The following is a 23966-nucleotide window of genomic DNA, read 5'->3' as shown; positions in this document are numbered from 1 at the left end:
GCCCCGGGCGGCCAGGGATCCGCTCGCTCGACAGGAAACCTCATCCGGCGATGGCAATTTCTTGGCTCGCGATTTTGCAGCCAGGCATCAAGGCATTCAGCCCTCCGACCATGGCATCCGTCGCCTCTGCCAATGCATCGTCCGGCATGGTCTCCAACGCCTCCAGTACGAACCACATCCGGCCTGTTAGGGTCTTCAGGCGGGTTCGAGTGCCCTGTCGCCAGTTCCAGCGTCGGCAGGTGACGCCAATGTCGTCGCGCCAGATGACCTCACCGGGCAAGGGAGGATCGTTGACCGCCTCTCCATTCATCATGGTGTCGAACGTCTCACTCCCGTCAGCGATCGTCAGGTGGGGTCTTCCGACATAGGCGTCAAAATTCTCTCCACCCACCGGGACTGCGTATTTCAGGCTGATGGCGTTGTAGAGATCGACGATCGGGTTGATCGTCGAAAGAGTGCCGTCTTTCAGAACCCGCTTTCTGAGGGCCTGGGCTGAGCACGGCGTACGGTTAGGCTTCGCGCCAAAGACGACGTAGGCGTCGGACCAACTCGCCAGATGAGCTTCTGCCCAAGCCGGGCCATCCGCCAACGCGCAATCGCAGGCTTCACCAAGCAATCGGGGATCGAAACGTCCTTCTCCAGCTGAAGTGGCATCGACGTAGACGCTCACGGCTCTAAATCCCGATGCAATATTCTTAATTCGACCGTCGATGATGGGACCCTCAAACATCCAGGCAACTCCATCAGTTCGAGCGCAAGCAATCCATGACCGGCGCGACCAGTCACGATCGCTTCCCTGACTGCAAGCCAATATTGCAGTTCACTGGTCCAAACTAAACTGCCACTTTTGGAGATTTTAATTGGTCCAGTATAAGGAGGGTTCTCGCAGCACGGGAGCGACGCGTCGAATTTATCAATCCCTGATCAAGCAGATCCAGGCCGGAGTGTACGGGTGTCGGTGACGCCACCCAGTTCTCCGCAAGCAAGCGGTTCCCCATGATCCGGTCATGCTGTTGTGAACCCTAGGGCATTATGGTCGATGCCAGCGCCACCAGGGTGGCGTCGTACTGTTCGAACCCCCCCGATTGTTACCGCGGTTTTGCTTGACGCGCGCGATGACCTTAGCTGAGGCCTAGGATGAAGCGCCGATTGGAGGGACGGATCGACCGCGCGTTAGATGCGTAAAGCGTCGTAAACCGCTTGATGTCTGCGGTGTCGACCTCGACCGGTTCCATTGCAACCATCCACTCCACGTTTTCGGTGCCGAGCGAGGCCGGCAAAAGCCCGTTGGGATCGAACTCGTCAACTGCCATCTCCTCGCCGGGCCGGGCCGGAAAGACCTTGGCGAGACCGGCAAAGCTGATATTTGTCGCGCCAGGCGTAAGAAGGGCGCTCAGCACACCCAGAGTATCGCTCTTTGTGTCTTTATGGACAAAATGCGCTTCCATCGGGAAGCTCATGCCCGCCACGTGATGCTCGCTCGGCGCGTGGAAATGCAACTGTGCCAGTTGGTAGACGCGATCCCCGCGGGTCAAGGTGCTGCCTTCCGGCATGTTGATTTGAATGGTGTGGCCGTTGTTCACCATCCTGCCGCCGCCCTTGAGCCAACTGATGTCGATGCGCGGTATATCCGCCTTTACCGTGCCGGCGATGTCGATGGGTGACTGCTGCCTGCCCGCCGAACAGGCGAAATTTCTCGTGTCCAGATCGACCCAATGCTCCGGCCCGACCGAGCCGCCATATCCCCAATGGGCGCTGGCCGCACGCGCGGTCTCGGCGCAGATCGGGCATATGCCCAGCGCGATGAATCCTCTAATCAGGTTACGACGATGCATATTGCCTCGCTCCTTGATGCGAACCTTATATGTCCCTGCTTCCAGTTGGTGCAGTCAAGGCACAGCCGCAAGGGCGGGCGTAGGTTGAGCAGCGCCACCAGCGTACACGCCAGCCAGTCTCGTCGAATTGGTAAACTGGAAGAAACGTTGCAGCCGGCGATCGTTTGAGGCCACGCTCGCCGGTCCGTGGAAATGGCTGGCGATGTGGCCCAGATTCACCGTGCTGCCGCTGATCAGGCCAACAACCAGCACAGCCGGCGTCGCCGGCCGGTCTGTTAACGGCGGTATGTGGCGCGTAACGTTGAAGCGGGAGTGTCGGGCAGGTAGTGCATTGCGAAGGATTCCTCTTTAGTGAGACGAATTCCTCCATTCCAACTGATTCCCGACCTCTCGGCCACCTAGTGTGTAGCCTGCCCACCATGCTCTCCAAGACCATAAAGGCATGGATCAAACTCGCGAATCCGCCTTGGAAAGCAGGTCTCAAAGGCCAAGGGGACCTTCCATCTGGAAAATGCCAAAGCAAAGCTCGGCGTTCGGACGATCCATGCGGTTGCCAGGCTGGCTGCCTCCGGTCAGGCGAGATCCGGATCCTTCCGCGAGGATAGCTGTAAACGTCTACAGGCTGCATCGCTGTGCGCTTTGCCCTTCGATGGCGGGAACACACCCCGCACGGAGGCGACGAATGATTCAGCTGATCACACCTGGCCTCTACAGCGAATTCGCAGGCGAGCTCAAAGAGATGCACGGGCTCAGATATCGGGTTTTCAAGGAAAGGCTCGATTGGGAAGTTCAGACCGGAGGCGAAATGGAAACAGACACCTTTGACGACTTGAAGCCTGTCTATCTGCTGCTCAAGGGATCCGATTGGCGAATTCGTGGCTGCGTGCGCCTCTTGCCAACCACTGGACCGACCATGTTGCGCGACACATTCCCGGCGCTGCTGGGTGAGGCTGTGGCGCCCGCGAGTGCCGACATATGGGAAAGCAGCCGTTTCGCGCTCGATCTGCCTCCATCAACGCCCAAGGCGGCAGGCGGCCTTGCCCAAGCAACCTACGAGCTCTTCGCCGGCATGATCGAATTTGGCTTAGCCAACAATCTCACCCGGATCGTGACGGTGACCGATACGCGTATGGAACGGATCCTTCGCCTCGCAACATGGCCATTGTCGCGCATCGGACAGCCGCAGCCCGTCGGCAAAACGGAGGCGGTGGCCGGTTTTCTCGAGATTTCTCACGCCAGCCTGTTGCGCATCCGCTGGAGGGGACGTCTGAACGGGCCGGTACTGTGGCAACCGATTCTCGGCCTGCCGCACGGCCCATACGGATAGCTAAGACGTGGTGCGTGGCCCCAGGGATCGGAAGAGGGTTTGCTTCTCGTCGCCGAAACGAGTCATTGCGTCCGGCCTGGAGAAGCAAGCCGAGGAAATGATGCATGAACCAGCGCCCGCACAATTGAACGGCGAGACCAAAGAGTGCGCTGGGGCTACCCAATCGCACTTGGCCCAAGTATTCCCCGTCTCCTCCGGCCGGCTTGCATGCTATTAACGCAGGAGATGGCGCCGGCCAGGATATCCGCAGCCCCTTGAAGGCGGGAGCGTACGCCCGTTTCACATCATCCGTATTGGGCTGAGGTTTAGTTCATCCATGGCGTGGATGATGGCTATCCCAACAATCAATTTTACCGAACTGACTGGATTCCATTAGAAGACTCTAACTGAGCGCACGCCGGGCGGCGTCCCTCGTCTGCGTCGGCTGAGGCTGCCGGGAAGAATTCGGAGAAGAATATGTGCGGGATTGTTGGCATCGTTGGGCAACAGCCAGTGTCGGAGCGCCTGGTCGACGCGCTGAAGCGTCTGGAATACCGCGGCTATGATTCGGCCGGCATTGCGACGATCACCGAGGGTACCTTGCACCGCCGGCGCGCCGAGGGCAAGCTCGTCAATCTCGAGAGGAGACTCAAGGAAGAGCCGCTGGGTGGTACCATCGGCATCGCCCACACCCGCTGGGCAACCCATGGGCCACCGACGGAACGCAATGCACACCCGCACTTCACGGATGGTGTGGCCGTCGTCCATAACGGCATCATCGAGAATTTCGCCGAACTGAAGGACGAATTGGCGGCGACGGGAGCCGAGTTCCAGACCGACACCGACACCGAGGTCCTTGCGCATCTCCTGGCAAGACACCGTCGGGAGGGCATGAGGCGTGGTGAGGCGGTGCATGCCATGCTGAAAAGCGTCAGGGGTGCCTACGCGCTTGCCATCCTCTTTGAGGATGATCCGTCGACTATTATTGCGGCGCGCAATGGACCACCGCTGGCGATCGGTCACGGCGACGGCGAGATGTTCCTGGGCTCCGACGCGATCGCGCTTGCTCCATTCACGAATGAAATCACCTATCTCATCGACGGTGACTGGGCCGTTGTCGGCCGGACGGGCGCTGATATCTTTGATTACGACGGCCAACCCGTCGCGCGTCCGCGCCAGACCTCCGTGGCCGTGGCCACTCTGGCCAACAAGGGCAACCATCGCCACTTCATGGAGAAGGAAATCCTCGAGCAGCCCGAGGTCATCGCCGATGCGCTCGGTCATTATATCAATTTCATCGAAAATGGTGCCGATGCGGTTTTTGGCATCGACTTCGCCAAGATCCCGAGCTTGGCGATCTCTGCCTGCGGCACCGCATATCTCGCCGGGCTGATCGGAAAATACTGGTTCGAGCGCTATGCGCGCCTGCCGGTCGAAATAGATGTTGCATCCGAATTCCGCTATCGCGAGATTCCGTTGTCGCCGCAGTCTGCGGCTCTGTTCATTTCCCAGTCGGGCGAAACCGCCGATACGCTGGCATCGCTGAGGTACTGCAAGCAGCTTGGGCTGAAAATTGGCGCTGTCGTCAATGCGCGCGAATCGACCATCGCTCGGGAGGCCGATGTGGTCTTCCCGATCCTTGCCGGCCCAGAGATCGGCGTCGCCTCCACCAAGGCCTTCACCTGCCAGCTAGCCGCTCTTGCCGCACTCGCCATCCACGCAGCCAAGGCCCGCGGAACCGTGACCGAAGATGAGGTGCAGGCGCTCGTCGAGAGCCTCGCCGAAATGCCGCGCCTCATGAGGCAGGTACTGGACAGCATCCAGCCGGAGATTGAGCTTCTGTCGCGCGAACTGTCAAAGTGTCATCATGTCCTTTATCTCGGCCGTGGCACAAATTTCCCACTGGCGATGGAGGGTGCGCTGAAGCTCAAGGAGATTTCCTACATCCACGCCGAAGGCTATGCGGCGGGTGAATTGAAGCACGGTCCTATCGCATTGATAGACGAGAACATGCCAGTGATCGTCATCGCGCCACATGATCGCTTTTTCGACAAGACCCTCTCCAACATGCAGGAAGTGGCCGCCCGCGGAGGGCGCATTATCCTCATCACCGATGGAAAAGGGGCAGCCGCATCGAAACTCGATACGATGCACACGATCGTGCTGCCGGCCACCGACGAGATTATCGCGCCGATGATCTTCTCGCTGCCGATACAGCTTCTTGCGTACCACACGGCGCTCTTCATGGGCACAGATCTCGACCAGCCACGCAACCTGGCAAAATCAGTCACCGTCGAATGATGTGACGCCTTCATTAGTCGCAACGCTCGCCCATTCGGAAAAAACTCCAAGCACTTCAACCGGGGCTCAAGCGCGCCGCTACCGCCTTGCCGTTATTTGCTGGAGCATGCCGTTTAGCGACGATTGGTTATCCCTTTGGCCTCCCCTCACGCTGCTTGGCTGTGCCTACGGGCAAACCCGGTCGAGAAAAGCATCGAATACGCAGCAGTAGCGCTAACCACAAAGCGATCCTCCTGCCGCATGCGGATAAAACCCTTCGCTGTCCACTATTTCGTCCTCGCTCGCTGATTGCGGCTCGCCGCGGTCTTCGTCGGTGAGACGGTTGCCCTTTGACTTTGCCAGGCGGCCAGCTGCGATGTGCGGGCTGTAGGAATCCCGTGTAACCTCGTTCTGGATCTAACGCTCACCGATAGGCCCGGCCAGTCGCAAGAGGACCGGGCGATGATCGGACACTTCCAGGAACCGCTCGATGGTTCGGTCGAGCGCGAGGATCATGAAATCGTGGCCGCACGGCACGAGATTGGGCGAGATAAAGACATGGTCGATCAGCGACTTGAAGGGCGCCTTGACGCAGGTGATTTGCTTGTCCGAAGCATCCTGCGCGGCGAGCGCGGTCAGGCCGGCGGCGGTCAGCGCGGTCTCCGGAAGCCAAGGTTGCATTGAGTCGCCGCCGATTCAGTCGTTATCGAAGCTGGGATACTGGGCGAGTTCGGCGATTGCTTCGGCGATCATGCGCCCACCCATCTGCCGGCGGCCTCCACCGTGTCGCCGGACTGCGCCGCACGCGTCAGCGCAAGCGCCGGGACCGCCAGCAAACCTGCCGCAACGCTTTACCAGCTGTCACATCCCGGCAAGCGGGGCATCGGCCGCGCCCTAATCGCAGCTGTATCCGATTGCAAACGTGTCAGGGCTTATCTGCCGCAGGCGTGGCAGGTCCCCCGCATAATCGTCATTCGCCGCCTGAGGCCACCGAGATGAAGCTCTTCCTCCCGTTAGAATGAACGTTCGAAACGGAGGATGCCGCCGACACTGCTCTTTTTGTTGGCATTAGCCCAGCTAATGGAAGGGTCGACCTTGCCGACGGCGAAGTCGCCGTAGCGGTCATAGTCGAGTTCGGCTGTAATTGTGAAATCTGAAAGTAACGCATAGGCGACGTTTGCAGCCACACCATAGTTCTTGAGCTGATCACCCGAGAGCTGAAGGTTGAACGAAGTTGTCTCATTGAGCTTGTAAGTGGCGCCGGCCCAGAAAGCCCAGTTACCGCCCCAACTTTTGTAGAACCCGCGACCATGAGCGTCGATTGCGTTAGTGACGTCATCGTTGAGCTTGCCGCTGGAGCCGTAGCCGAACATTCCGAATAGCGAGAGTTCGTCGGTAACATCGACGTCGATGCGGACCTTGCCGGCGACCGATTCGTAGTTGCTATCATAAGCGACAACGCCGGTGAACGCGCCCCAGTGTTGTGTGTATTTCACTCCGCCGACTAGGTGCGGAACGTAGCTGTCGATGGTGCCGACCAGGCCCGAGCCTTCTTCGAGTGAAACCACAGCCGAAAAGCCGTTACCGGCGTCAAAGTAGTACTGAACCACATTGGTATCGAAGGCGCCGTACGGGATAAGCATCTGATTGAGCACGTCGCCCGCGTAGCCAATAAACATGTCGAAGGCGGACCAGTCCTTGCCAATTCGGAGGCCACCAAGCTGAACCCAGGCGAAAGTCAACGTGATGCCTTGGCTGAAGGCATAGTATCGAGGACTGTCCGAACCGGAATAGGCGGTGTGCTTGCCGTAGTTCATGCGGGTCTCGATGAAGGTCTGCAATGTACCGAGTTCGGTCTCTTGCCCGGTCCAAGTTTTTAATGTGAAGCGCGTGTGGTTTTGCCATATGCCCTGGGCCTCGCCAGTCTTCACATCCGTGGTTCTAAATTGGTCATACGTTACGACATCGCCGAGGCCGATGTCGTAACGGACATAGCCGCCGATGCGCAGGCAGGTCTCGGTGCCGGGGATGTAGAAGTAACCAGCGCCGTAAACGTCGCAGATCTTGACGTATTCAACGGGCTCAGGCTCGGCCACGACGATGGCGCCGGCGGCTCGGGCACAGGAAACGGCGATCGGGGCCGCAGCTGAGCCGAGCAGGAGGCTCCTGATGTTCATACTTGATCTCCGTTCAAATATTAAAGAAGGGGACGTCAACGAACGAGCCAGCCCCTTCCTGTCCCCACAATCGAAAACGATGCACATCGCGCTGCGCCCATCGCAGTGTGACGCACGGGTCATAATAATGATTCAACAACAGCGGCGATGAAGCTGAATCATACTTTCACGCGATGAGATGTTGTTCTCATATCACCTGCTTGAAATGCCCAGGAAGGAATCAAACACTTCTGAGTCGATCGCCATGATTATCTCCGATAGCTGCGGGCGTACCGTCACAACGGCTTCGAAAATCACCCCGCAAGTGACGTGCCAACCTCACGACCAAGCTACGATTGACACTCAAGTTTGCCGTCGGACCTTGGTTTGCGTTTCCTTTTTTTGCTCCGAGGGTCAAGCTGAGCACGAAAAGCAAATGTTTCGGACATGGTTCGTCTGTTCGCTTCGCGACAGTATCGTTCAATGGCGATAGCTTTTTGTTTGTTTTGAGCCTCGACATTGTTGACGTCACGCGGGGGCACCGCTCGGTACGTCAGCTGAGATGCCCCACTGATGCCGACATGCCTACGCGTAAGCGTCCTCGTTAGGGCGAAGGGCGACACTTCGGCGGAGGTGCACCAGCTTTCCAGTTAGTCCGGACAAAGTGTTCCGAAAGGCGGGGAAGGTCGAAACGAACCGTGCGAATTCGCTCGATTGTCAGTTGCGAGCGATGCTTGAGTTGCGCTTCACTCCGGCGCTTTGCCGCGCCACAGGAGCGCGATTTGTCGGTGATCATGCGCCTGGCGTAGCGCTACTTTCAGAATTGGTTCATCAGGCTTGCAGCCTTGGCATTGCGGCAGACCTGGACGGTCTCCTCAAGCACATTCCCGCCCTGACAGACGGTGCGCCACAGCCAAAGCCTCGTGTCGGCAATTAAACGACGAACTCTGAGATGCCAGATATCGTTACGTGACGCCGTCTTACGACCAGCCGGCGAGCAAAAGTCTGGTCCCAACGCCGAATCGACTGGTCGGATGCGGCATGCCGCGTTCCAGCATCTCCTCGCCCCAGGCCGGACGCTGAAGGGAGGGGATAGTAGCCCAAAACGGTGTGCACGATAGTCTCGACGGGAAACCCATGGCGCTTGTCGCTGACCAGCGCGTGCTCATGCCGTCGCTGTCCAGCCAAGGCTGAACGGCGCTTGTCGCTGGGAAAAAATCGGGCCTAAAGCGGAACGGCCTGATATAGCGCAAAGACACAGGAGAGCGCAGCGGTAAGGATGGAAGGCATCAGCATGGGACGGTAACTGTTGTTGCAGACCACAAAATATCGCGAGGCCCGCCTGCCTTGGTACACCATCTATCCGACTGTCTCGGAGTTCTCTGGGGCGGTCGGCGCCGAGGCTTATGAGGAATGGCTCAGGAATCTACCGGCTGACGATCCGGCGTCACTCTACTTGCACGTTCCGTTCTGCCGATCAAAGTGCTGGTTTTGCGGCTTCCCCTCCGCCATCACTCGCCATAATGCGCCGATCCTCAACTATCTGGCGGCGCTACGTGACGAGATAGGTTTGGTCTCGGAGCACGCGCCGCAGGCGCTGCCCGTGAGCGATGTGCATTTCGGCGGCGGAACGCCAACTCTCATGGGGCCAGTTGAGTTCCTCCCCCTGATGGAGTTCCTGCGCCGCCAATTTGCGCTCGCGAAAACAGCTACGATCGCCGTCGAGATCGATCCACGCACGTTCACGGCCGAGATGGCCGAAGCCTTGGAAGCAGCCGGCGTGAACCGCGCGAGCCTCGGCCTGCAGAGCTTCGATCCCATTGTTCAAAAAGCGATCAACCGGGTCCAGAGTGAGGCGCAGACGGCGGCTGCCGTCGAAATGCTGCGTCGGCATGGAGTGAGAAGCATCAACTTCGACCTCATCTTTGGTCTCCCGCATCAAACGGTTCAGTCTTGCGTCGAGACCACGAGGGCGGCGGTCGCCATGCGCCCCAACCGGCTCGCGGTGTTCGGCTACTCGCACATTCCGTCCTTTATTAAGAATCAGCGCCTCATCGAGGAGGCATCTCTTCCAGGCTGCGCTGCCCGCGCCGAACAGGATGCGGCCATTGCCGTGACGCTGATTGCCGCCGGCTACCGAGAGATCGGGCTCGACCATTTCGCCTTGCCGGACGACGATCTCTCGCTGGCACAGAAAACCGGTCGCCTGCGGCGCAACTCGCTGGGTTACTCGGCCGACACCTGCAAAACCCTGATCGGTTTCGGCGCGTCGGCTATCGGGCGTGTCGGCGAGGGTTACGTCCAGAACGAGGTTACACGGGATTCCTACTGCCGGCACATCGCAGCTGGCCGTCTGGCGACGTCAAAGGGCTACCGTCTCACCGACGAAGACCGCGCGCGAGCCGCAATCATCGAGCGACTAATGTGCGATCTCGAGGCCGATGTGCCGGCAATCTGTGCCGCCCACGGATCTGATCCGATCCATTTTCTCGATTCAGCTGAACGCTTGGCGATGCTTGCCAAGGACGGGATTGTGGACATCGAAAAGGGTTTTGTCCGCGTACGGCGGCAGCATCGCTTTGCGATTCGCGCTGTCGCTGCCGCATTCGATGCTTTTCTCGACCGGGTTGCCCGGTGAGTCAGCCAACCAGTGTGAGGAGGCCAAGGCGACGCCGAAGCGAAATTCGACGCCCATGCGGTTTCCCTTCTTGTAGGTCAGGATTTCATAGCCGTCGCAGCGTAGCAGGCCTCAAGCGGCTTCCCGCCCTCGAAGAAGGCCACGGTGTCGCCATCGATCGTGATCCGCTCGACGTTGGTGCGATAGCCGATCTCGTAATAGGTGCGTACTCGTCTGAGCTATGGTCGCCGCTCTCCGCCTTATAAGCCATGACTGGATCGAGTTTCCATCCTTCAGGAAGGGATAGACCAACTGCTAATCCCCGGCCCAATCCGACAGGGCGCGCTGCTTGATCTGGTCGTCCTCAAATGTAGATCTGCTGGACCGCGGGATCGTGGCTATGTGCGTGATCTTTCTCAGCTGCTTGATCGTGGATCTTGCCGCTCCCGCCGACGGCCACGATGTTGAAGGGCCTGCCCTCCACGGCTGGTGAACGATCCCGCCGACACGATATAGAGCTTGCCTCCCAGAGGGTCGGTCACGACGATGTTGTCCCCCTGCCGCGGCGATGCACGGCCGTGCCCGTCCATCGAATAGGGGTCGTGAGTTTTAGCGAGTTGGCGATCTTGCCAGCGACGATATCAGTTGGTGGAGCTGCCCGTCCTGCGTAAAAGCATAGGCGTTGATGGTTTTATCTATTTCCAAGACGAAGTGCGCACCGTCAGAACAGCCATTGTCTCAGTCGAGGGCGGCGAGAATATCCACGCGGAACATTCCGCGAACGATGCATAGCCAAGGCGCGAAGCTTGGCGTTTTGGTGGCGCTCAACAAGGCGACAGCCGCAATGGAACGTGCTGCCAGAGAAGCCGAATCCGTAGAGGCGGGCGGCACGCTGCGGCCGCGCGTGCAAATCCGTAGGGTCGAGGAACTATTGAAGGGCAGAAAGCCCACGCTTCGACCTGTCTATGACAATATCTCTGCCGCCGCTGCCGCCCCGGCAGGCGGCCGCCGCGATTGCCAACGCCACAGGAAATACGGGACTCGCCGTCCTTCAGATATTCCATCGCCGGCAGCGGACAGAAAGCCACGGACGATCAGTCGTGAGCCGACACCTGTGAACAAGCCGTGTGCGACATTGCAATCATCCATCTATTGGCTCAACTGCCCACATGGCCGTGAATGAACTGGATTTGTTGGTTTTCCAGATGGCAGTGGAAAGCGTCCGCTCACTCTGCTTGAGCTTCAACGACAAAGCGGCGGAAATAGCCGCGAGGAGCCGCGGAATCCTGCTTTTCGACGTGCGGGTCAATGATGACGCCGAGATCCAGCGGGTCGCAGCCATCCGATATCAAGGCGGCCAGATTGGTGTGGTGGCGTTGGACAGACAAGGCCTTATTAGCCGCTACTGCGTTGTCAACGGTACCTTCTCCCGCTTCATTGCACCGCTGGAGAATTGGACCAGCATGCCGGTGTCAATGCAGGCCAAAATCGATGTCACTCACCATGCCGGCCTCTTCCTAGGCGCGTTGCGAAATGCCGGTCATATGCTTGGCAACTAGCGCTTGGCGGAACGCATCTGTGGATTTTTGAATTCGCCTCGGCGTTGATCTGAAAAGAAAGATGCTTGGCTCAGAAATGGTGTCTGGCTAACAAGGAGCACAGCGAATTGAGACTGAAACGCAGTCCAGCTGGGAAACCCAGCGCGAAGGCCGGAAGGTAAGGTAACTTACCTGAGATAGAGGCAACGGGAAGGCGCCTTCCACTTATAAGGCATCGCCCAATATGTCCGAGTTCGCCTGAGGAATTCCCATGGCGGGCAGGGCCACTTCGCGATCAGATCTCGATAGGCCTGCTGTACCTCAGACCGGACTCGATGTTCAGGATTTCCTCAGCGGCTTGCCCGCACACCACCGCCAGCTCCCCGACCCAATATCCGACGTGCTCACGATAAGCACGAACGATATGGGTCCCCTCCGACATAGCAGTCAAGACTCGCTCGGGAATGCGCGAATATTGACACACCTCCAAGGAGAGCAACGGCGCGCCAAACAGCCTCTCATCGCACCAAGTCGCACATAGGGCGCATTCCTGTTCCGGCCGCCCCGGGCGATGCTTGATCCACCTCTCCAGAACAGCGGAGCAAGCCAGTGACGCCCACGAAGCTTCTGATTGGGCAGATCGCCATTGTGTTCGCCATCGTTCTCGTCGGCGTGTGGGCTGCCACGCAATGGTGCGCTCATATGCTGGCCTTTCAGGAACAACTCGGCGCGCCATGGTTTGTCGCGGCTGGCTGGCCGATCTACGAGCCGTGGAAACTGTTGGAATGGTGGTTCCAATTCGATGCCTATGCGCCCGAGATATTCGACAAGGCGGGCATGCTTGCGGGCACCAGTGGATTCATGGGCTGTGCCGCTGCGATCGCTGGTTCCCTCTGGCGCGCGCGCCAGCGCGGGTTGGTCACCACCTATGGCTCCTCTCGATGGGCGGCGACGCGGGAGATCGAGAAAGCAGGGCTGTTTCAGCCGGCAGGCGTCATCCTCGGCAAACTGAAGGACCGGTATCTGCGTCATGACGGGCCGGAGCACGTCATGGCCTTTGCGCCGACACGTTCGGGCAAGGGCGTCGGACTGGTTGTCCCAACTCTTCTCTCCTGGTCCGGCTCGGCCGTTATTCACGACATCAAAGGCGAGAACTGGCAGCTGACCTCCGGCTGGCGGTCGAAGTTCTCGCATTGCCTTTTGTTCAATCCGACTGATCCGCGATCGGCCCGCTACAACCCGCTGCTGGAGGTACGCAAAGGTTCGGACGAGATTCGCGATGTCCAAAACATCGCCGACATTCTAGTCGATCCGGAAGGCGCGCTGGAGCGGCGGAATCATTGGGAGAAGACCAGTCATTCACTTCTGGTCGGCGCTATCTTGCACGTGCTCTACGCCGAAGAGGAAAAGACTCTTGCCCGCGTCGCCACCTTTCTGTCGGACCCGCAACGCTCGTTTGCCGCGACTTTGCGGCGAATGATGACGACCAACCATCTCGGCGCGGCCAACAAGCCTCAGGTCCATCCCGTCGTGGCCTCGGCGGCACGAGAGGTGTTGAACAAATCGGAGAACGAACGTTCAGGCGTCCTCTCGACCGCCATGTCTTTTCTCGGGCTCTACCGTGATCCGACCGTGGCGGCGGTAACATCGGACTGCGACTGGCGCATTGCCGATCTGATGGATGCCGAGTGGCCGATGTCGCTCTATCTGGTCGTGCCGCCATCGGACATTTCGCGCACCAAGCCCTTGGTGCGACTGATCCTGAACCAGATCGGCAGGAGGCTGACGGAGCGGCTCGAGGGTGACCCAAAGAAGAGCCGCAAGCATCAACTGCTCATGATGCTGGATGAGTTTCCGGCGCTCGGTCGCCTCGACTTCTTTGAGACCGCGCTCGCGTTTATGGCCGGTTACGGAATTCGTGCCTACTTGATCGCGCAATCGTTGAACCAGATTTCCAAAGCGTATGGCGAGAACAATGCCATTCTGGACAACTGCCATTTGCGAATTGCCTTTTCCTCCAATGATGAGCGCACGGCCAAGCGAATCTCGGACGCGCTTGGCACGGCCACGGAACTCAGATCCATGCGCAACTATGCGGGCCACCGGCTGGCACCTTGGCTCTCGCATGTCATGGTGAGCCGCCAGGAAACCGCCCGCCCGCTGCTGACACCGGGCGAGGTGATGCAATTACCGCCCGCGGACGAACTGGTGCTGGTTTCGGGATTGCCCCCCATCCGGGCCAAAAAGCTGCGATACTATGAGGATCACAATTTCACCGAGCGGGTGCTGCCTTCGCCGGTGTTGCGCGACGGACCCTACGCGGACTGCCCGATGTCGCGGCCGGACGATTGGACTGGGCAAGTACGCGGCGTCGACCCTCGTCTTGCGTCCGACGATGAAAGCCCTGGCGCCGCGCTTGCGGACGAGGGAGGTGTTCAGCAGCAGCGCCATCCTGGCCTACCCGAAGAACATACCGCCGTCACCCAGGAACCGGACCAGGACGATCTGTCCAGACCCGCAGACGATGATAGCGAGGCGATGGCGGACAAGCGCGTCATGGACCGGATCTCCACCGTCGCAGGTGCCTATGGCATCAACGAGGGAAGGGGCGATGATAAGGATATCGTCCCCGGCTTCTGAACGCTTTCCGCAGCTCGGGCGTATCTCAGCGTAGATAACGGCCGTAAGCAATTTTGGGCATCTCGATAATGCTTGTTCCGCCGCCGGCCCGCCAGCGCCGGCCAGTTGGAACAAGCGCATGAAGCCCCACCGCATTCGTCACCAGTTTCTGCTCGAACCGGAATTGAGCGAGAAGCTGGACAACCTCAGCCGCGATCCCTCGACCACAAAATCCGCGGTCGTCGCGAAGGCCGTAGAAGCTTTCATCGAGCGGCGTGGCGAGAATGAACTCGATCGGCGCTATGGCATGAGGCTGGACCGTCTTTCCCGCGACCTCAGTCACGTCAGGCGCGATGTCGAGATGACATTGGAAAGCTTGGCGCTCTTCATCCGCTTTTCGATCACGCTTCATGCCCACACGCCTGTTCCGGACAAGGCGACGCAGGCGATTGCCCAGGAGCGTTTCGACAAATTCGTCGAGCAGGTCGGTCGCCAGATCGCATCGGGGAAACGCTCGCTTGGCAAAGACAATGGCGGAGGAGGGGAAGGATGAGCGCTCATCCAGAGGCCGACCACCGACGCCGCGCCATGCTGCGCACCGCCATGGGTCCGACGATCACTGAGGCGATGGCCGATCCATTGGTCATCGAGGTGATGGTCAATCCCGATGGTGCGCTGCGGCTCGACCGGCTGGGAGAAGGCCGAATCGATACGGCCGTGCATATGCATCCTTCCGAGGCGGAACGCATCATCCGCCTGGTCGCTTCCCACGTGCGTGCCGAGGCGCATGCGGACAATCCGATTGTCAGCGCCGAATTGCCATCGGGCGAACGCTTCGAGGGACTGCTGCCGCCTGTCGTGCTGGCGCCTTGCTTTGCCATCCGCAAACCAGCCGCAAAGCTCTACACGCTGGCCAACTATGTTGCGGATCGCATCATGTTGCCGCTGCAGGCCGATGCGTTGATAAAGGCAGTCCGAGAACGGCGCAACATCCTTGTCGCCGGAGGCACGTCGTCGGGTAAGACGACGCTTGCCAATGCGCTGCTGGCCGAAGTCGCCGAAAGCGACGAGCGAGTGATCCTCATCGAGGACACCCGCGAACTGCAATGCGCAGCAAAGGACTGCGTTGCCCTGAGAACCAGGCGGGGCTCGGTCACACTCGCCGATCTCGTGCGCTCGACGCTCCGGCTCCGCCCCGACCGCATCATCGTCGGTGAAGTCAGGGGCGCGGAAGCGCTGGACATGCTCAAGGCATGGAACACCGGGCACCCCGGCGGCATCGCCACGGTTCATGCCAATTCGGCGCGCTCTGCCCTCTATCGCATCGAGCAGCTTGCACAGGAAGCTGTCGTCACCGTGCCGCGCCGCCTCATCGCCGATGCCATCGATCTCATCGTCTTCATCGCGGGGCGCGGCTCGTCGCGCCGCATCGATGCAATCGCTGAGGTCACAGGTCTCGACGGCAGCGGCGACTACGCCGTCACCCCACTCACGCCTCCGCAACTCCAGCAACTCTGAAAGGCCCCCTTATGCGCAAGAAGCTCCGCTTTCTTTCGTTTGCCGCGCTCGCGTTTCTTCTCACAGTTCCGGCGCACGCTGCCGGCTCCGGCATGCCTTGGGAACAGCCGCTGCAGCAGATCCTGGAATCGGTGCAGGGACCGGTCGCCAAAATCGTCGCGGTGATCATCATCATCACCACCGGCCTGACCCTTGCCTTCGGCGATACTGCAGGCGGTTTCCGCCGGCTGATTCAGATCGTCTTCGGCCTGTCGATCGCCTTCGCCGCATCGAGCTTCTTCCTCTCGTTCTTCTCCTTCGGCGGCGGGGCGCTCGTCTGATGGCCGCCGGAGTGCAACATATCGAGGGCTTCGAGGTTCCCGTTCACCGGGCATTGACTGAACCGATCCTGCTGGGCGGCGCGCCGCGGGCGGTGGCGATCCTCAACGGCACGGTGGCTGCGGCCATCGGACTAGGCTTGCAGCAATGGATTGCCGGGCTAGTGCTCTGGCTTGGCGGCCACACGCTCGCGGTCTTTGCCGCAAGGCGCGATCCCGACTTTGCCAGCGTGCTTGTCCGTCACCTTCGCCTGAGGGGATGGCTCGCATGCTGAACCTTTCGGAATACCGCGGCAAGGCCGACCGGCTTGCCGACCATCTGCCCTGGGCAGCACTGGTGGCGCCCGGCATCGTGCTCAACAAGGACGGCAGCGTTCAGCGGACTCTTCGGTTTCGCGGGCCCGATCTGGAAAGCTCGACCGAAGCCGAACTCATCGGCATCTGCGCCCGGGCCAACAATGCGCTTAGACGCCTTGGCTCCGGCTGGACATTGTTTTTCGAGGCCGAGCGCATCGAAGCGCTGGGCTATCCGTCCTCGCGTTTCCCGGACGCGGCGTCATGGCTGGTTGATGAAGAACGGCGTGCTGCCTTCGAAGGCAAGGTCGCGCATTTCGAGAGCCGCTATCACCTGACCTTGCTGTCCATGCCGCCACCGGACGCCCAGGCGCGGGCGGAAAGCGCGCTCGTCGACTCGCATCATTCAGAAGGCGAAAGAGACTGGCGCCAGGAGATGGCGCGGTTCCGTGACGAGACCGACCGTGTGCTGGATCTTCTGTCGGGCTTCATGCCCGAAGTGCGTCTGCTCGATGACGCCGAGACGCTGACATACCTGCACGACACAATCTCGACCCGCCGCCATCCGGTCGCCGTGCCGGAAACGCCGATGTATCTGGACGGCATCCTGGTCGATGTGCCGCTTACCGGCGGCTTGGAGCCGATGCTGGGTGAGCAACATCTTCGCACACTTACCATCCTCGGCTTTCCGAACCTCACCCGGCCCGGAATCCTCGATGCCCTCAATCATCAGGATTTCGCCTATCGCTGGATGACGCGCTTCATTCCGCTCGACAAGACCGAGGCCACCAAGACGCTGACCCGCTTGCGCCGGCAGTGGTTTGCCAAGCGCAAATCGATCGTCGCAATCCTGCGCGAGGTTGTAAGCAACGAACCCGTTCCGCTCGTCGACAGCGACGCCGACAATAAGGCGCTCGATGCCGATGAAGCACTTCAGGCCTTGGGCGGCGATTATGTCGGCTTCGGGTATCTCACTACAACGGTGACGGTATGGGACGAGGATCGCCAAGCCGCCGCTGAGAAACTTCGCGCGGTCGAGCGCATCATCAATGGGCTCGGGTTCACCACCATCCGCGAAAGCGTCAATGCGGTCGAAGCCTGGCTCGGCTCGCTGCCGGGTCATGTCTATGCCAACGTTCGTCAGCCGCTCGTTCACACGCTGAACCTTGCCCATCTCATGCCGCTTTCCTCGGTGTGGGCCGGTCCTGCGGCGAACGAGCATCTGGCTGAAGTCACTGGACGAGAGGCCCCGCCGCTCCTCATCGCCGAAACCAGCGGGTCGACTCCGTTCCGGCTTTCTTCCCATGTCGAAGATGTCGGCCACATGCTGATCGTTGGACCCACCGGCGCCGGAAAATCGGTGCTGCTTGCCCTGATCGCCCTGCAGTTTCGTCGCTATGCCGGCGCGCAGGTCTATGTCTTCGACAAAGGCAATTCGGCGCGCGCGGCAACGCTTGCCATGGGTGGACAGCATCATGCGTTGGGTTCGGACGATGCTCTTGCCTTCCAGCCGCTGCGCAATATCGGTGATCAGGGTACGCGCAGCTGGGCAGCTGAATGGATCGCCGGCCTCATCGCTCATGAGAATGTCACCGTCACGCCGGAGGTGAAAGAGGCGATCTGGTCGGCGCTCAACAGCCTCGCCACCGCGCCGGCGCAGGAGCGCACGCTGACCGGTCTGTCGGTCCTGCTTCAGTCCAATGCGCTGAAGTCCGCCTTAATGCCCTACACGCTCGACGGTCCCTTCGGCCGATTGCTCGATGCCGACGACGATCGGCTGGCCTTGTCGGATGTGCAGTGCTTCGAGACCGAGGAGCTGATGCATAGCCAAAGCGCTGTGCTGCCTGTGCTCACCTATCTCTTCCATCGCCTTGAGGAGCGGTTCGACGGGCGACCGACGCTGCTCATGCTCGATGAGGCCTGGGTCTATCTCGACAATCCGCTTTTTGCTGCCCGCATCCGCGAATGGCTGAAGGTGCTGCGAAAGAAGAACGTATCGGTGATCTTCGCCACGCAGTCGCTTGCCGACATCGCCGGCTCTGCAATAGCGCCGGCGATCATCGAGAGCTGCCCACAGCGCATTTTTCTCCCCAATGATCGTGCCGTGGAACCGCAGGCACGGACTGCCTATGAGCGCTTCGGTCTCAACGACCGGCAGATTGAACTGATCGCCCGGGCCACGCCGAAGCGGCACTACTATTTGCAGTCGCGCTGCGGCAACCGTCTCTTCGAGCTCGGGCTCGGCCCCATCGCGCTTGCACTTTGCGGCGCCTCGGGTCCAGCCGCGCAAAGCCTGATCGACAGGGTCCTGTCCGAGCACGGGCAGGACAGCTTTGTCTTTCGCTTCCTCGGCGCCCGCGGCCTGGATTGGGCGGCCGAGCTTCTCCAGCAATTCCCTCAACCAACCAAGGAGCAATCGTCATGATGCGGCGCCGCTTTCTCTCGGGCCTGATCACCCTTTCGTTGATCGCCAAGCCGATGGCCGACTACGTGCAGCCGGCCTACGCGCTTATCGTGTTCGATCCGTCGAACTACGCACAGAACGTGCTCACGGCGGCGCGCTCGCTGGAGCAGATCAACAACCAGATCCAGTCGCTCCAGAACCAGGCGACCGTGCTGCAGAACATGGCACGCAATCTTCAGAGTCTGGATTTTTCTTCCGTGGGTCAGCTTACCGGCTCGCTCCAACGGATCGACGGTCTGATGGACCAGGCAAGTGGCCTGAGCTTTGATCTCAACAAGCTTCAGGACCAGTGGCGTAATCAATATCCGGAAAGCTACGACGCCACGATCAAGGTCAGCGATGTGGCGAGCGCCGCACGTGACCGCTGGCAAAGCGCAATGCAGGCATTCCGTCAGACCATGGGTGTTCAGTCGCAGATCGTCGAGAATGTTCGCGGTGATGGCGACCTGCTTGCCGATCTCGTCAACCGCAGCCAAGGCGCGGCCGGTGCGCTTCAGGCAAGTCAGGCCACTAACCAGCTCCTTGCGCTTTCGACCAAGCAGCAGATGCAGATCCAGACGCTGCTCGCAACGCAGTTCCGCGCTGAGGCCGAGGATGCGGCGCGCAAGGCGCAGTCCGAGGAGGCCGCGCGCGAGACGACAAAGCGCTTCCTCGGCACAGGCACGGCCTATCCCGGCAACTGATCACCAATCTCTTGACGACGAGGAAGGCGGCATGAACGACCTTGGGGTCATTGATCGCTTCATGGAGACCTTCATCCGCTACATCGATAGCGGGTTCGGTCTGCTCTCGGGCGATGTCGCCTTCCTTACCACGACCCTGATCGGCATCGACGTCACACTTGCCGGCCTCGCCTGGGCATTCGGCGGCGAACCCAACATATTCGGCCGGCTCATCCGCAAAGTGCTCTATGTCGGCGTCTTTGCCTTCATCTTGAATAACTTCAAGAACCTCGCCGACATCATTTATCGGTCTTTTGCCGGTCTCGGCATTAATGCGTCATCCGGCAACCTATCTGCCGACAATCTCCTGCATCCGGGCCGCATTGCCGCAACCGGTTTCGAGGGCGCCTGGCCGCTTCTCGATCAGGCAAGCCAGCTTCTCGGCTTCCCCGAAATCTTCGGCAACGCGCTCACCATCTTCGTGCTGCTCGTGGCCTGGTTCCTGGTCATCATCGCCTTCTTCATCCTCTCCATCCAACTCTTCATCACCATCCTCGAATTCAAACTCACCACTCTGGCCGGATTCATTCTTGTGCCCTTCGCGCTTTGGAACCGGTCAGCGTTTCTCGCCGAGCGCGTGCTCGGCAATGTCATCTCGTCGGGCATCAAGGTGATGGTGTTGGCCGTCATCATCGGCATCGGCTCCACGCTCTTTGGCGAGTTCGCTTCCGCGCTGCAAGGCAAGGAGCCGGATCTGGCCGCCGCCATGTCACAGGTCCTGGGCGCCTTGGCGCTCCTTGGTCTCGGCATTTTCGGACCTGGGATAGCCTCCGGTCTTGTCTCGGGCGCGCCGCAGCTTGGCGCGGGCGCCGCACTTGGAACCACGGCAGCCGCAGCCGGTGCATCGCTCGTTGCCGCAGGCGCAGCATTTGCCGGCGCGCGCATGGCAACCGGCAGCGGTCTCGCCGCACTCCGTGCCGGCACGACCATGGGGTCAGCGGCTTCTACGGCCTGGCAGATGGGGCGCGCAACATCGCCCGAGTCCGGCCTGCCCGGTGTAGCTGCTGGAATGCATGGTGTGACCAGCGCCGCCGGCGGCGCCGCAATGCGGGCGGCACGATCTGCCGCAGGAGGCTTCGGGCGCAGCGTTGATGCCGGGCGCGAAGCTGCCTGGACCGCGACCGGTGGTGCGCCGACCGCATCCATGACCGGAAGCCCTACTGGTCCGGTCGCTGATGCCGCGCCCGGCTGGGCCAGGCGCCTGCGTTCCGAACAGACAGCCCGTGCCCACCGTCACGCCGCCATGCAGGCCGTCCGTGAAGGCGACAGGCCGGGAGGCAGCGCCAATCCCTCTCTCAATGACAAGGACGACTAAATGCTATTCAAGCGACCCATTCAACGTTACGGCAAGACGCCCGAGCCGGTCACGCCGTATCAGAAGGCCGCGCAGCTCTGGGACGAGCGCATAGGCTCATCTCGAGTGCAGGCCCGCAACTGGCGGTTCATGGCTCTTGGCTGTCTGACCTTGGCGGCCGGACTTTCCGGCGGACTCGTGTGGCAGTCGATGCAGAGCCGCGTCGTGCCTTACGTCGTCGAGGTCGACGGCTTCGGCGAGGCACGCGCCGTTGCGCCGGCAATCCGGGACTACGAGCCCTCCGATGCCCAGATCGCGTGGCATCTCGGCCGCTTCATTCAGAATGTCCGTTCCGTTTCCACCGATCCGGTGCTGGTGCGGCAGAACTGGCTTTCGGCCTATGACTTCGCCACCGACCGCGCGGCGCTCTTTCTCAACGAGTACGCCAAGGCGAACGATCCTTTCGGTCAGATCGGCACACGCAGCGTGTCGGTGCAAGTGACCAGCGTGGTCAGAGCTTCCGACAGCTCGTTCCAGGTCAAATGGGCCGAGCAGGTTTTTGAGCGCGGCAGCCTTGCCAGCACGACGCGCTGGACCGCGATCCTCACCATCGTGATCCGCCCGCCAAGCAATACTGACCAACTGCGCAACAACCCGCTCGGCGTCTTCATCAACGCCATCGATTGGTCGCGCGAGCTCGACAGTGCTGCGCCGACGTCCGTTTCCCCAAAAGGAGTCCACCAATGAAGAATAGAATGTCGTCGGTCCGTGCCGTGCTGATCCTGTCGGCCTCTACAGCGGTCCTCTCCGCCTGCGCGTCGAAGCCGGTACCGCCGCCTGAGATTTCCTATGATGCTGCCGATTTCAAACCAGCCGCAATCGAGAAGCCGCCGGAGAAGCCGGTCAAGATAGTCGAGGTGCCAAAGCCGCTGCCGCTACCCGGTCAGTTACAGCCCAATCCGGGCAGGGTGGCCGAAGACAAGCGCTCTCCTGAAGAACGGGTCTCCGATGCCAATAAAGCAGCGACGCAGCAACCTACCAGGTATGGGTACATGAATGCGGTTCAGGTTTATCCATTCGCCGATGGCGCGCTCTATCAGCTCTACGCCGCACCGGAGCGCGTCACCGATATCGCACTCCAGCCGGGCGAGAAGCTAACAGCCGTGTCGGCCGGCGACACGGTGCGTTGGGTGATCGGCGATACCGTCAGCGGCACCGGTGACAATCAGCGCACCCATGTGCTGGTAAAACCCTTCGCGCCGGGGCTTAACACCAATCTGGTGATCACCACAGAACGACGCACCTACCATTTGCAGCTTCAAAGCACCGAGAAAACCTCAATGGCGGCGATCTCTTGGACCTATAGCGAGGACCAGATCATCGCGCTACGCCAGCGCAACGCTCAAGCCGAGGCTGCCATGCCGGTAGCTTCGAATGTGGCGCTCGAGAATATCCGCTTCCGGTATTCAATCACCGGCGACACACCACCCTGGAGGCCGATGCGCGCTTTCGACGATGGCAGCAAGGTCTATATCGAATTCCCCCGTCGCATTGATCAGGGTGAAGCGCCTCCTCTCTTCATCGTCGGCGCTGATGACAATGACCAGCTCGTCAACTTCCGTATGCGCGGCAACTATTACATCGTCGATCGCCTCTTTGCTGCCGCCGAACTGCGCCTCGGCGCCAAACAGCAGCAAGTGGTGCGCATCACCAGGACTGACGGCCGGCAACCGCCGCGGCGGATTCCGCTCTTTGCGCGGCCCAGCAGGTGAGGGGAGCGCTCATGACCGATACTTCCCGATCCGATGCGCCGCCGAAACTCGATCCCGAGCAGCTGCAATTGCGAGCCTCGCCCCGCCGCGCTGTCCGATTCAGGCGCGGTGTGATCGTCGCCATCGCTGCAGTCGGATCCGGTGCCATTCTGGGCGTCACGATGATGGCGCTTCAAGGACCGGCATGGCGTATCAAGCACCAGGCAAAGGACCGCTATAACACCGAGCGCAAGCCACCCGCCGAGGGACTAGAAGCGCTTCCCAAGGACTATTCCGGGATCATGCCGAAGGCCCCTGTGCTCGGACCGCCACTGCCCGGCGACCTCGGTCGCCCCATCCTTGAACGCCAACGTCAGCTCGGCATCGCGCCAGGGCAGGATATCTCCGCCGAGGAGCAGCGCCTTGCCCAGCAAGCAATTGAGGCGCGCGAGTCGCAAGTCTTATTCCGGATCGACAATCGACCCAGACAGACAGATGTCGCCGGCGACGGGCCGCGTGCGCAGCAGCCGTCTGAGGCGCTTCCGCAATCCGGAGCGACGCGCGCGTCAGCTTCCGTTGCCCCAGCCGAGGGTGACCAGAACAACCAACAGCGCAAGCTCGATTTTATCAGTCAGCGGAACACAAGCGGGATCTACAATCAGCACGCGCTGCAGACGCCGGCCTCACCCTACCAACTGATGGCCGGCAGCGTGATTGCGGCCAGTCTCGTCACCGGCATAAATTCCGACTTGCCTGGCCTTGTCGTCGCGCAGGTCACCGAGAATGTGCACGACACAGTCACCGGCAGCATTGTGCTCATTCCGCAAGGCTCACGCCTCATCGGCACTTATGACAGCGTCGTGGCTTTTGGGCAGAGGCGCGCATTGCTGGTCTGGCAGCGAATAATCCTGCCCGACGGTTCCTCGATCGAAATCGACAATCTGCCAGCGACGGATACTGCCGGCTATGCCGGGCTTGAGGACAAGGTCGATTTTCACACCTGGCAGCTGATCAAGGGAGTTGCTCTCGCGACGCTATTGGGCGTTGGTACCGAGTTAAGCTTTGGGGAAAACGAAAGCGACCTGGTCAAGGCGATCCGGGAATCCACTCAGCAAAACATCAGTCAAGCCGGCCAGCGCATCACCGAAAGGAACCTCAATATTCAACCCACCATTACCGTCCGCCCCGGTTGGCCCCTACGCGTCATTGTACACAAGGATCTCGTATTCCGCTAGCGGAATACGAGATCATATGC

At 60.4% G+C, this 23966-nt stretch carries 20 protein-coding genes; 15 read left to right on the top strand and 5 right to left on the bottom strand.

Features of this window, described 5'->3' with window-relative positions:
* Positions 1-40 precede the first annotated feature (40 nt).
* Positions 41-730 carry a B3/B4 domain-containing protein gene (locus AC0L14_RS21925; protein ID WP_097572440.1) on the bottom strand — a complete coding sequence of 230 codons (690 nt, stop codon included), beginning with the start codon at positions 728-730 and terminating at the stop codon, positions 41-43.
* Between the two features lie 391 nt (positions 731-1121).
* Positions 1122-1835: a carbonic anhydrase gene (locus AC0L14_RS21920; protein ID WP_473750727.1), complete on the bottom strand. Its 714-nt coding sequence runs from the start codon at positions 1833-1835 to the stop codon at positions 1122-1124.
* A 682-nt stretch (positions 1836-2517) separates the two neighbouring features.
* On the opposite strand from AC0L14_RS21920, the gene AC0L14_RS21915 reads away from it, so the two are divergent.
* Together AC0L14_RS21915 and glmS are read left to right on the top strand one after the other, a co-directional pair.
* Complete coding sequence (locus tag AC0L14_RS21915; RefSeq protein WP_473750726.1) at positions 2518-3162, top strand: acyl-homoserine-lactone synthase; 645 nt, start codon at positions 2518-2520, stop codon at positions 3160-3162.
* A 456-nt stretch (positions 3163-3618) separates the two neighbouring features.
* A complete protein-coding gene (glmS, locus tag AC0L14_RS21910; RefSeq protein WP_473750724.1) occupies positions 3619-5442 on the top strand; it encodes a glutamine--fructose-6-phosphate transaminase (isomerizing) in 1824 nt (607 codons plus the stop codon).
* 396 nt (positions 5443-5838) lie between these two features.
* On the opposite strand, the gene AC0L14_RS21905 is transcribed toward glmS, so the two are convergent.
* Together AC0L14_RS21905 and AC0L14_RS21900 are read right to left on the bottom strand one after the other, a co-directional pair.
* Entirely contained in the window at positions 5839-6102 is a 264-nt protein-coding gene (locus AC0L14_RS21905) for a hypothetical protein (protein WP_006329192.1), read from the bottom strand.
* A 332-nt stretch (positions 6103-6434) separates the two neighbouring features.
* A complete protein-coding gene (locus tag AC0L14_RS21900) occupies positions 6435-7598 on the bottom strand; it encodes a porin (protein ID WP_473750723.1) in 1164 nt (387 codons plus the stop codon).
* Positions 7599-8889: 1291 nt separating this feature from the next.
* Here AC0L14_RS21900 and hemN point away from each other — a divergent pair.
* A complete protein-coding gene (gene hemN, locus AC0L14_RS21895; protein ID WP_473750770.1) occupies positions 8890-10215 on the top strand; it encodes an oxygen-independent coproporphyrinogen III oxidase in 1326 nt (441 codons plus the stop codon).
* Between the two features lie 77 nt (positions 10216-10292).
* Here hemN and AC0L14_RS21890 read toward each other — a convergent pair whose 3' ends face one another.
* A complete protein-coding gene (locus AC0L14_RS21890) occupies positions 10293-10373 on the bottom strand; it encodes a hypothetical protein (RefSeq protein ID WP_473529593.1) in 81 nt (26 codons plus the stop codon).
* A 990-nt stretch (positions 10374-11363) separates the two neighbouring features.
* Between AC0L14_RS21890 and AC0L14_RS21885 the strand changes: the two genes are divergently transcribed.
* The 12 genes from AC0L14_RS21885 to AC0L14_RS21830 all read left to right on the top strand — a co-directional run bounded on the left by AC0L14_RS21885 (position 11364) and on the right by AC0L14_RS21830 (position 23946).
* Positions 11364-11753: a hypothetical protein gene (locus AC0L14_RS21885; protein ID WP_473529578.1), complete on the top strand. Its 390-nt coding sequence runs from the start codon at positions 11364-11366 to the stop codon at positions 11751-11753.
* Positions 11754-12341: 588 nt separating this feature from the next.
* Positions 12342-14372, top strand: coding sequence for a conjugal transfer protein TraG (locus AC0L14_RS21880; RefSeq protein ID WP_473750722.1), 2031 nt, complete (start codon positions 12342-12344; stop codon positions 14370-14372).
* Between the two features lie 118 nt (positions 14373-14490).
* Positions 14491-14904 (top strand): CopG family transcriptional regulator, encoded by a 414-nt coding sequence (locus AC0L14_RS21875; RefSeq protein ID WP_473750721.1) that lies wholly within the window; start codon positions 14491-14493, stop codon positions 14902-14904.
* The gene (gene trbB / locus AC0L14_RS21870; RefSeq protein ID WP_473750720.1) at positions 14901-15869 is read left to right on the top strand and encodes a P-type conjugative transfer ATPase TrbB; all 969 of its coding nucleotides are present in this window, start codon (positions 14901-14903) and stop codon (positions 15867-15869) included. The genes AC0L14_RS21875 and trbB overlap by 4 nt, the downstream gene beginning before the upstream one ends.
* Before the next feature lie 11 nt (positions 15870-15880).
* A complete protein-coding gene (locus AC0L14_RS21865; protein ID WP_010914020.1) occupies positions 15881-16189 on the top strand; it encodes a TrbC/VirB2 family type IV secretion system protein in 309 nt (102 codons plus the stop codon).
* The gene (locus AC0L14_RS21860) at positions 16189-16461 is read left to right on the top strand and encodes a VirB3 family type IV secretion system protein (protein ID WP_006329217.1); all 273 of its coding nucleotides are present in this window, start codon (positions 16189-16191) and stop codon (positions 16459-16461) included. The genes AC0L14_RS21865 and AC0L14_RS21860 overlap by 1 nt, the downstream gene beginning before the upstream one ends.
* The gene (trbE, locus tag AC0L14_RS21855; RefSeq protein WP_473750719.1) at positions 16455-18905 is read left to right on the top strand and encodes a conjugal transfer protein TrbE; all 2451 of its coding nucleotides are present in this window, start codon (positions 16455-16457) and stop codon (positions 18903-18905) included. The genes AC0L14_RS21860 and trbE overlap by 7 nt, the downstream gene beginning before the upstream one ends.
* Positions 18902-19627 (top strand): P-type conjugative transfer protein TrbJ, encoded by a 726-nt coding sequence (gene trbJ / locus AC0L14_RS21850; protein WP_065004902.1) that lies wholly within the window; start codon positions 18902-18904, stop codon positions 19625-19627. Before trbE ends, trbJ begins: the two co-directional genes overlap by 4 nt.
* A gap of 31 nt (positions 19628-19658) precedes the next feature.
* Positions 19659-20981 (top strand): P-type conjugative transfer protein TrbL, encoded by a 1323-nt coding sequence (trbL, locus tag AC0L14_RS21845; protein ID WP_473750718.1) that lies wholly within the window; start codon positions 19659-19661, stop codon positions 20979-20981.
* Positions 20982-21707, top strand: a complete 726-nt coding sequence (trbF, locus tag AC0L14_RS21840; protein WP_010914023.1) for a conjugal transfer protein TrbF — start codon at positions 20982-20984, stop codon at positions 21705-21707. It begins immediately after the preceding gene.
* Positions 21704-22732 (top strand): P-type conjugative transfer protein TrbG, encoded by a 1029-nt coding sequence (gene trbG / locus AC0L14_RS21835; RefSeq protein WP_473750717.1) that lies wholly within the window; start codon positions 21704-21706, stop codon positions 22730-22732. The genes trbF and trbG overlap by 4 nt, the downstream gene beginning before the upstream one ends.
* 11 nt (positions 22733-22743) lie before the next feature.
* A complete protein-coding gene (locus tag AC0L14_RS21830) occupies positions 22744-23946 on the top strand; it encodes a TraB/TrbI/VirB10 family type IV secretion system protein (RefSeq protein WP_473750716.1) in 1203 nt (400 codons plus the stop codon).
* The last annotated feature ends 20 nt before the right edge of the window (positions 23947-23966 follow it).

This window comes from Mesorhizobium sp. WSM4841 (genome assembly GCF_055811515.1).
This window is presented reverse-complemented; position numbering and strand designations above follow the sequence as displayed.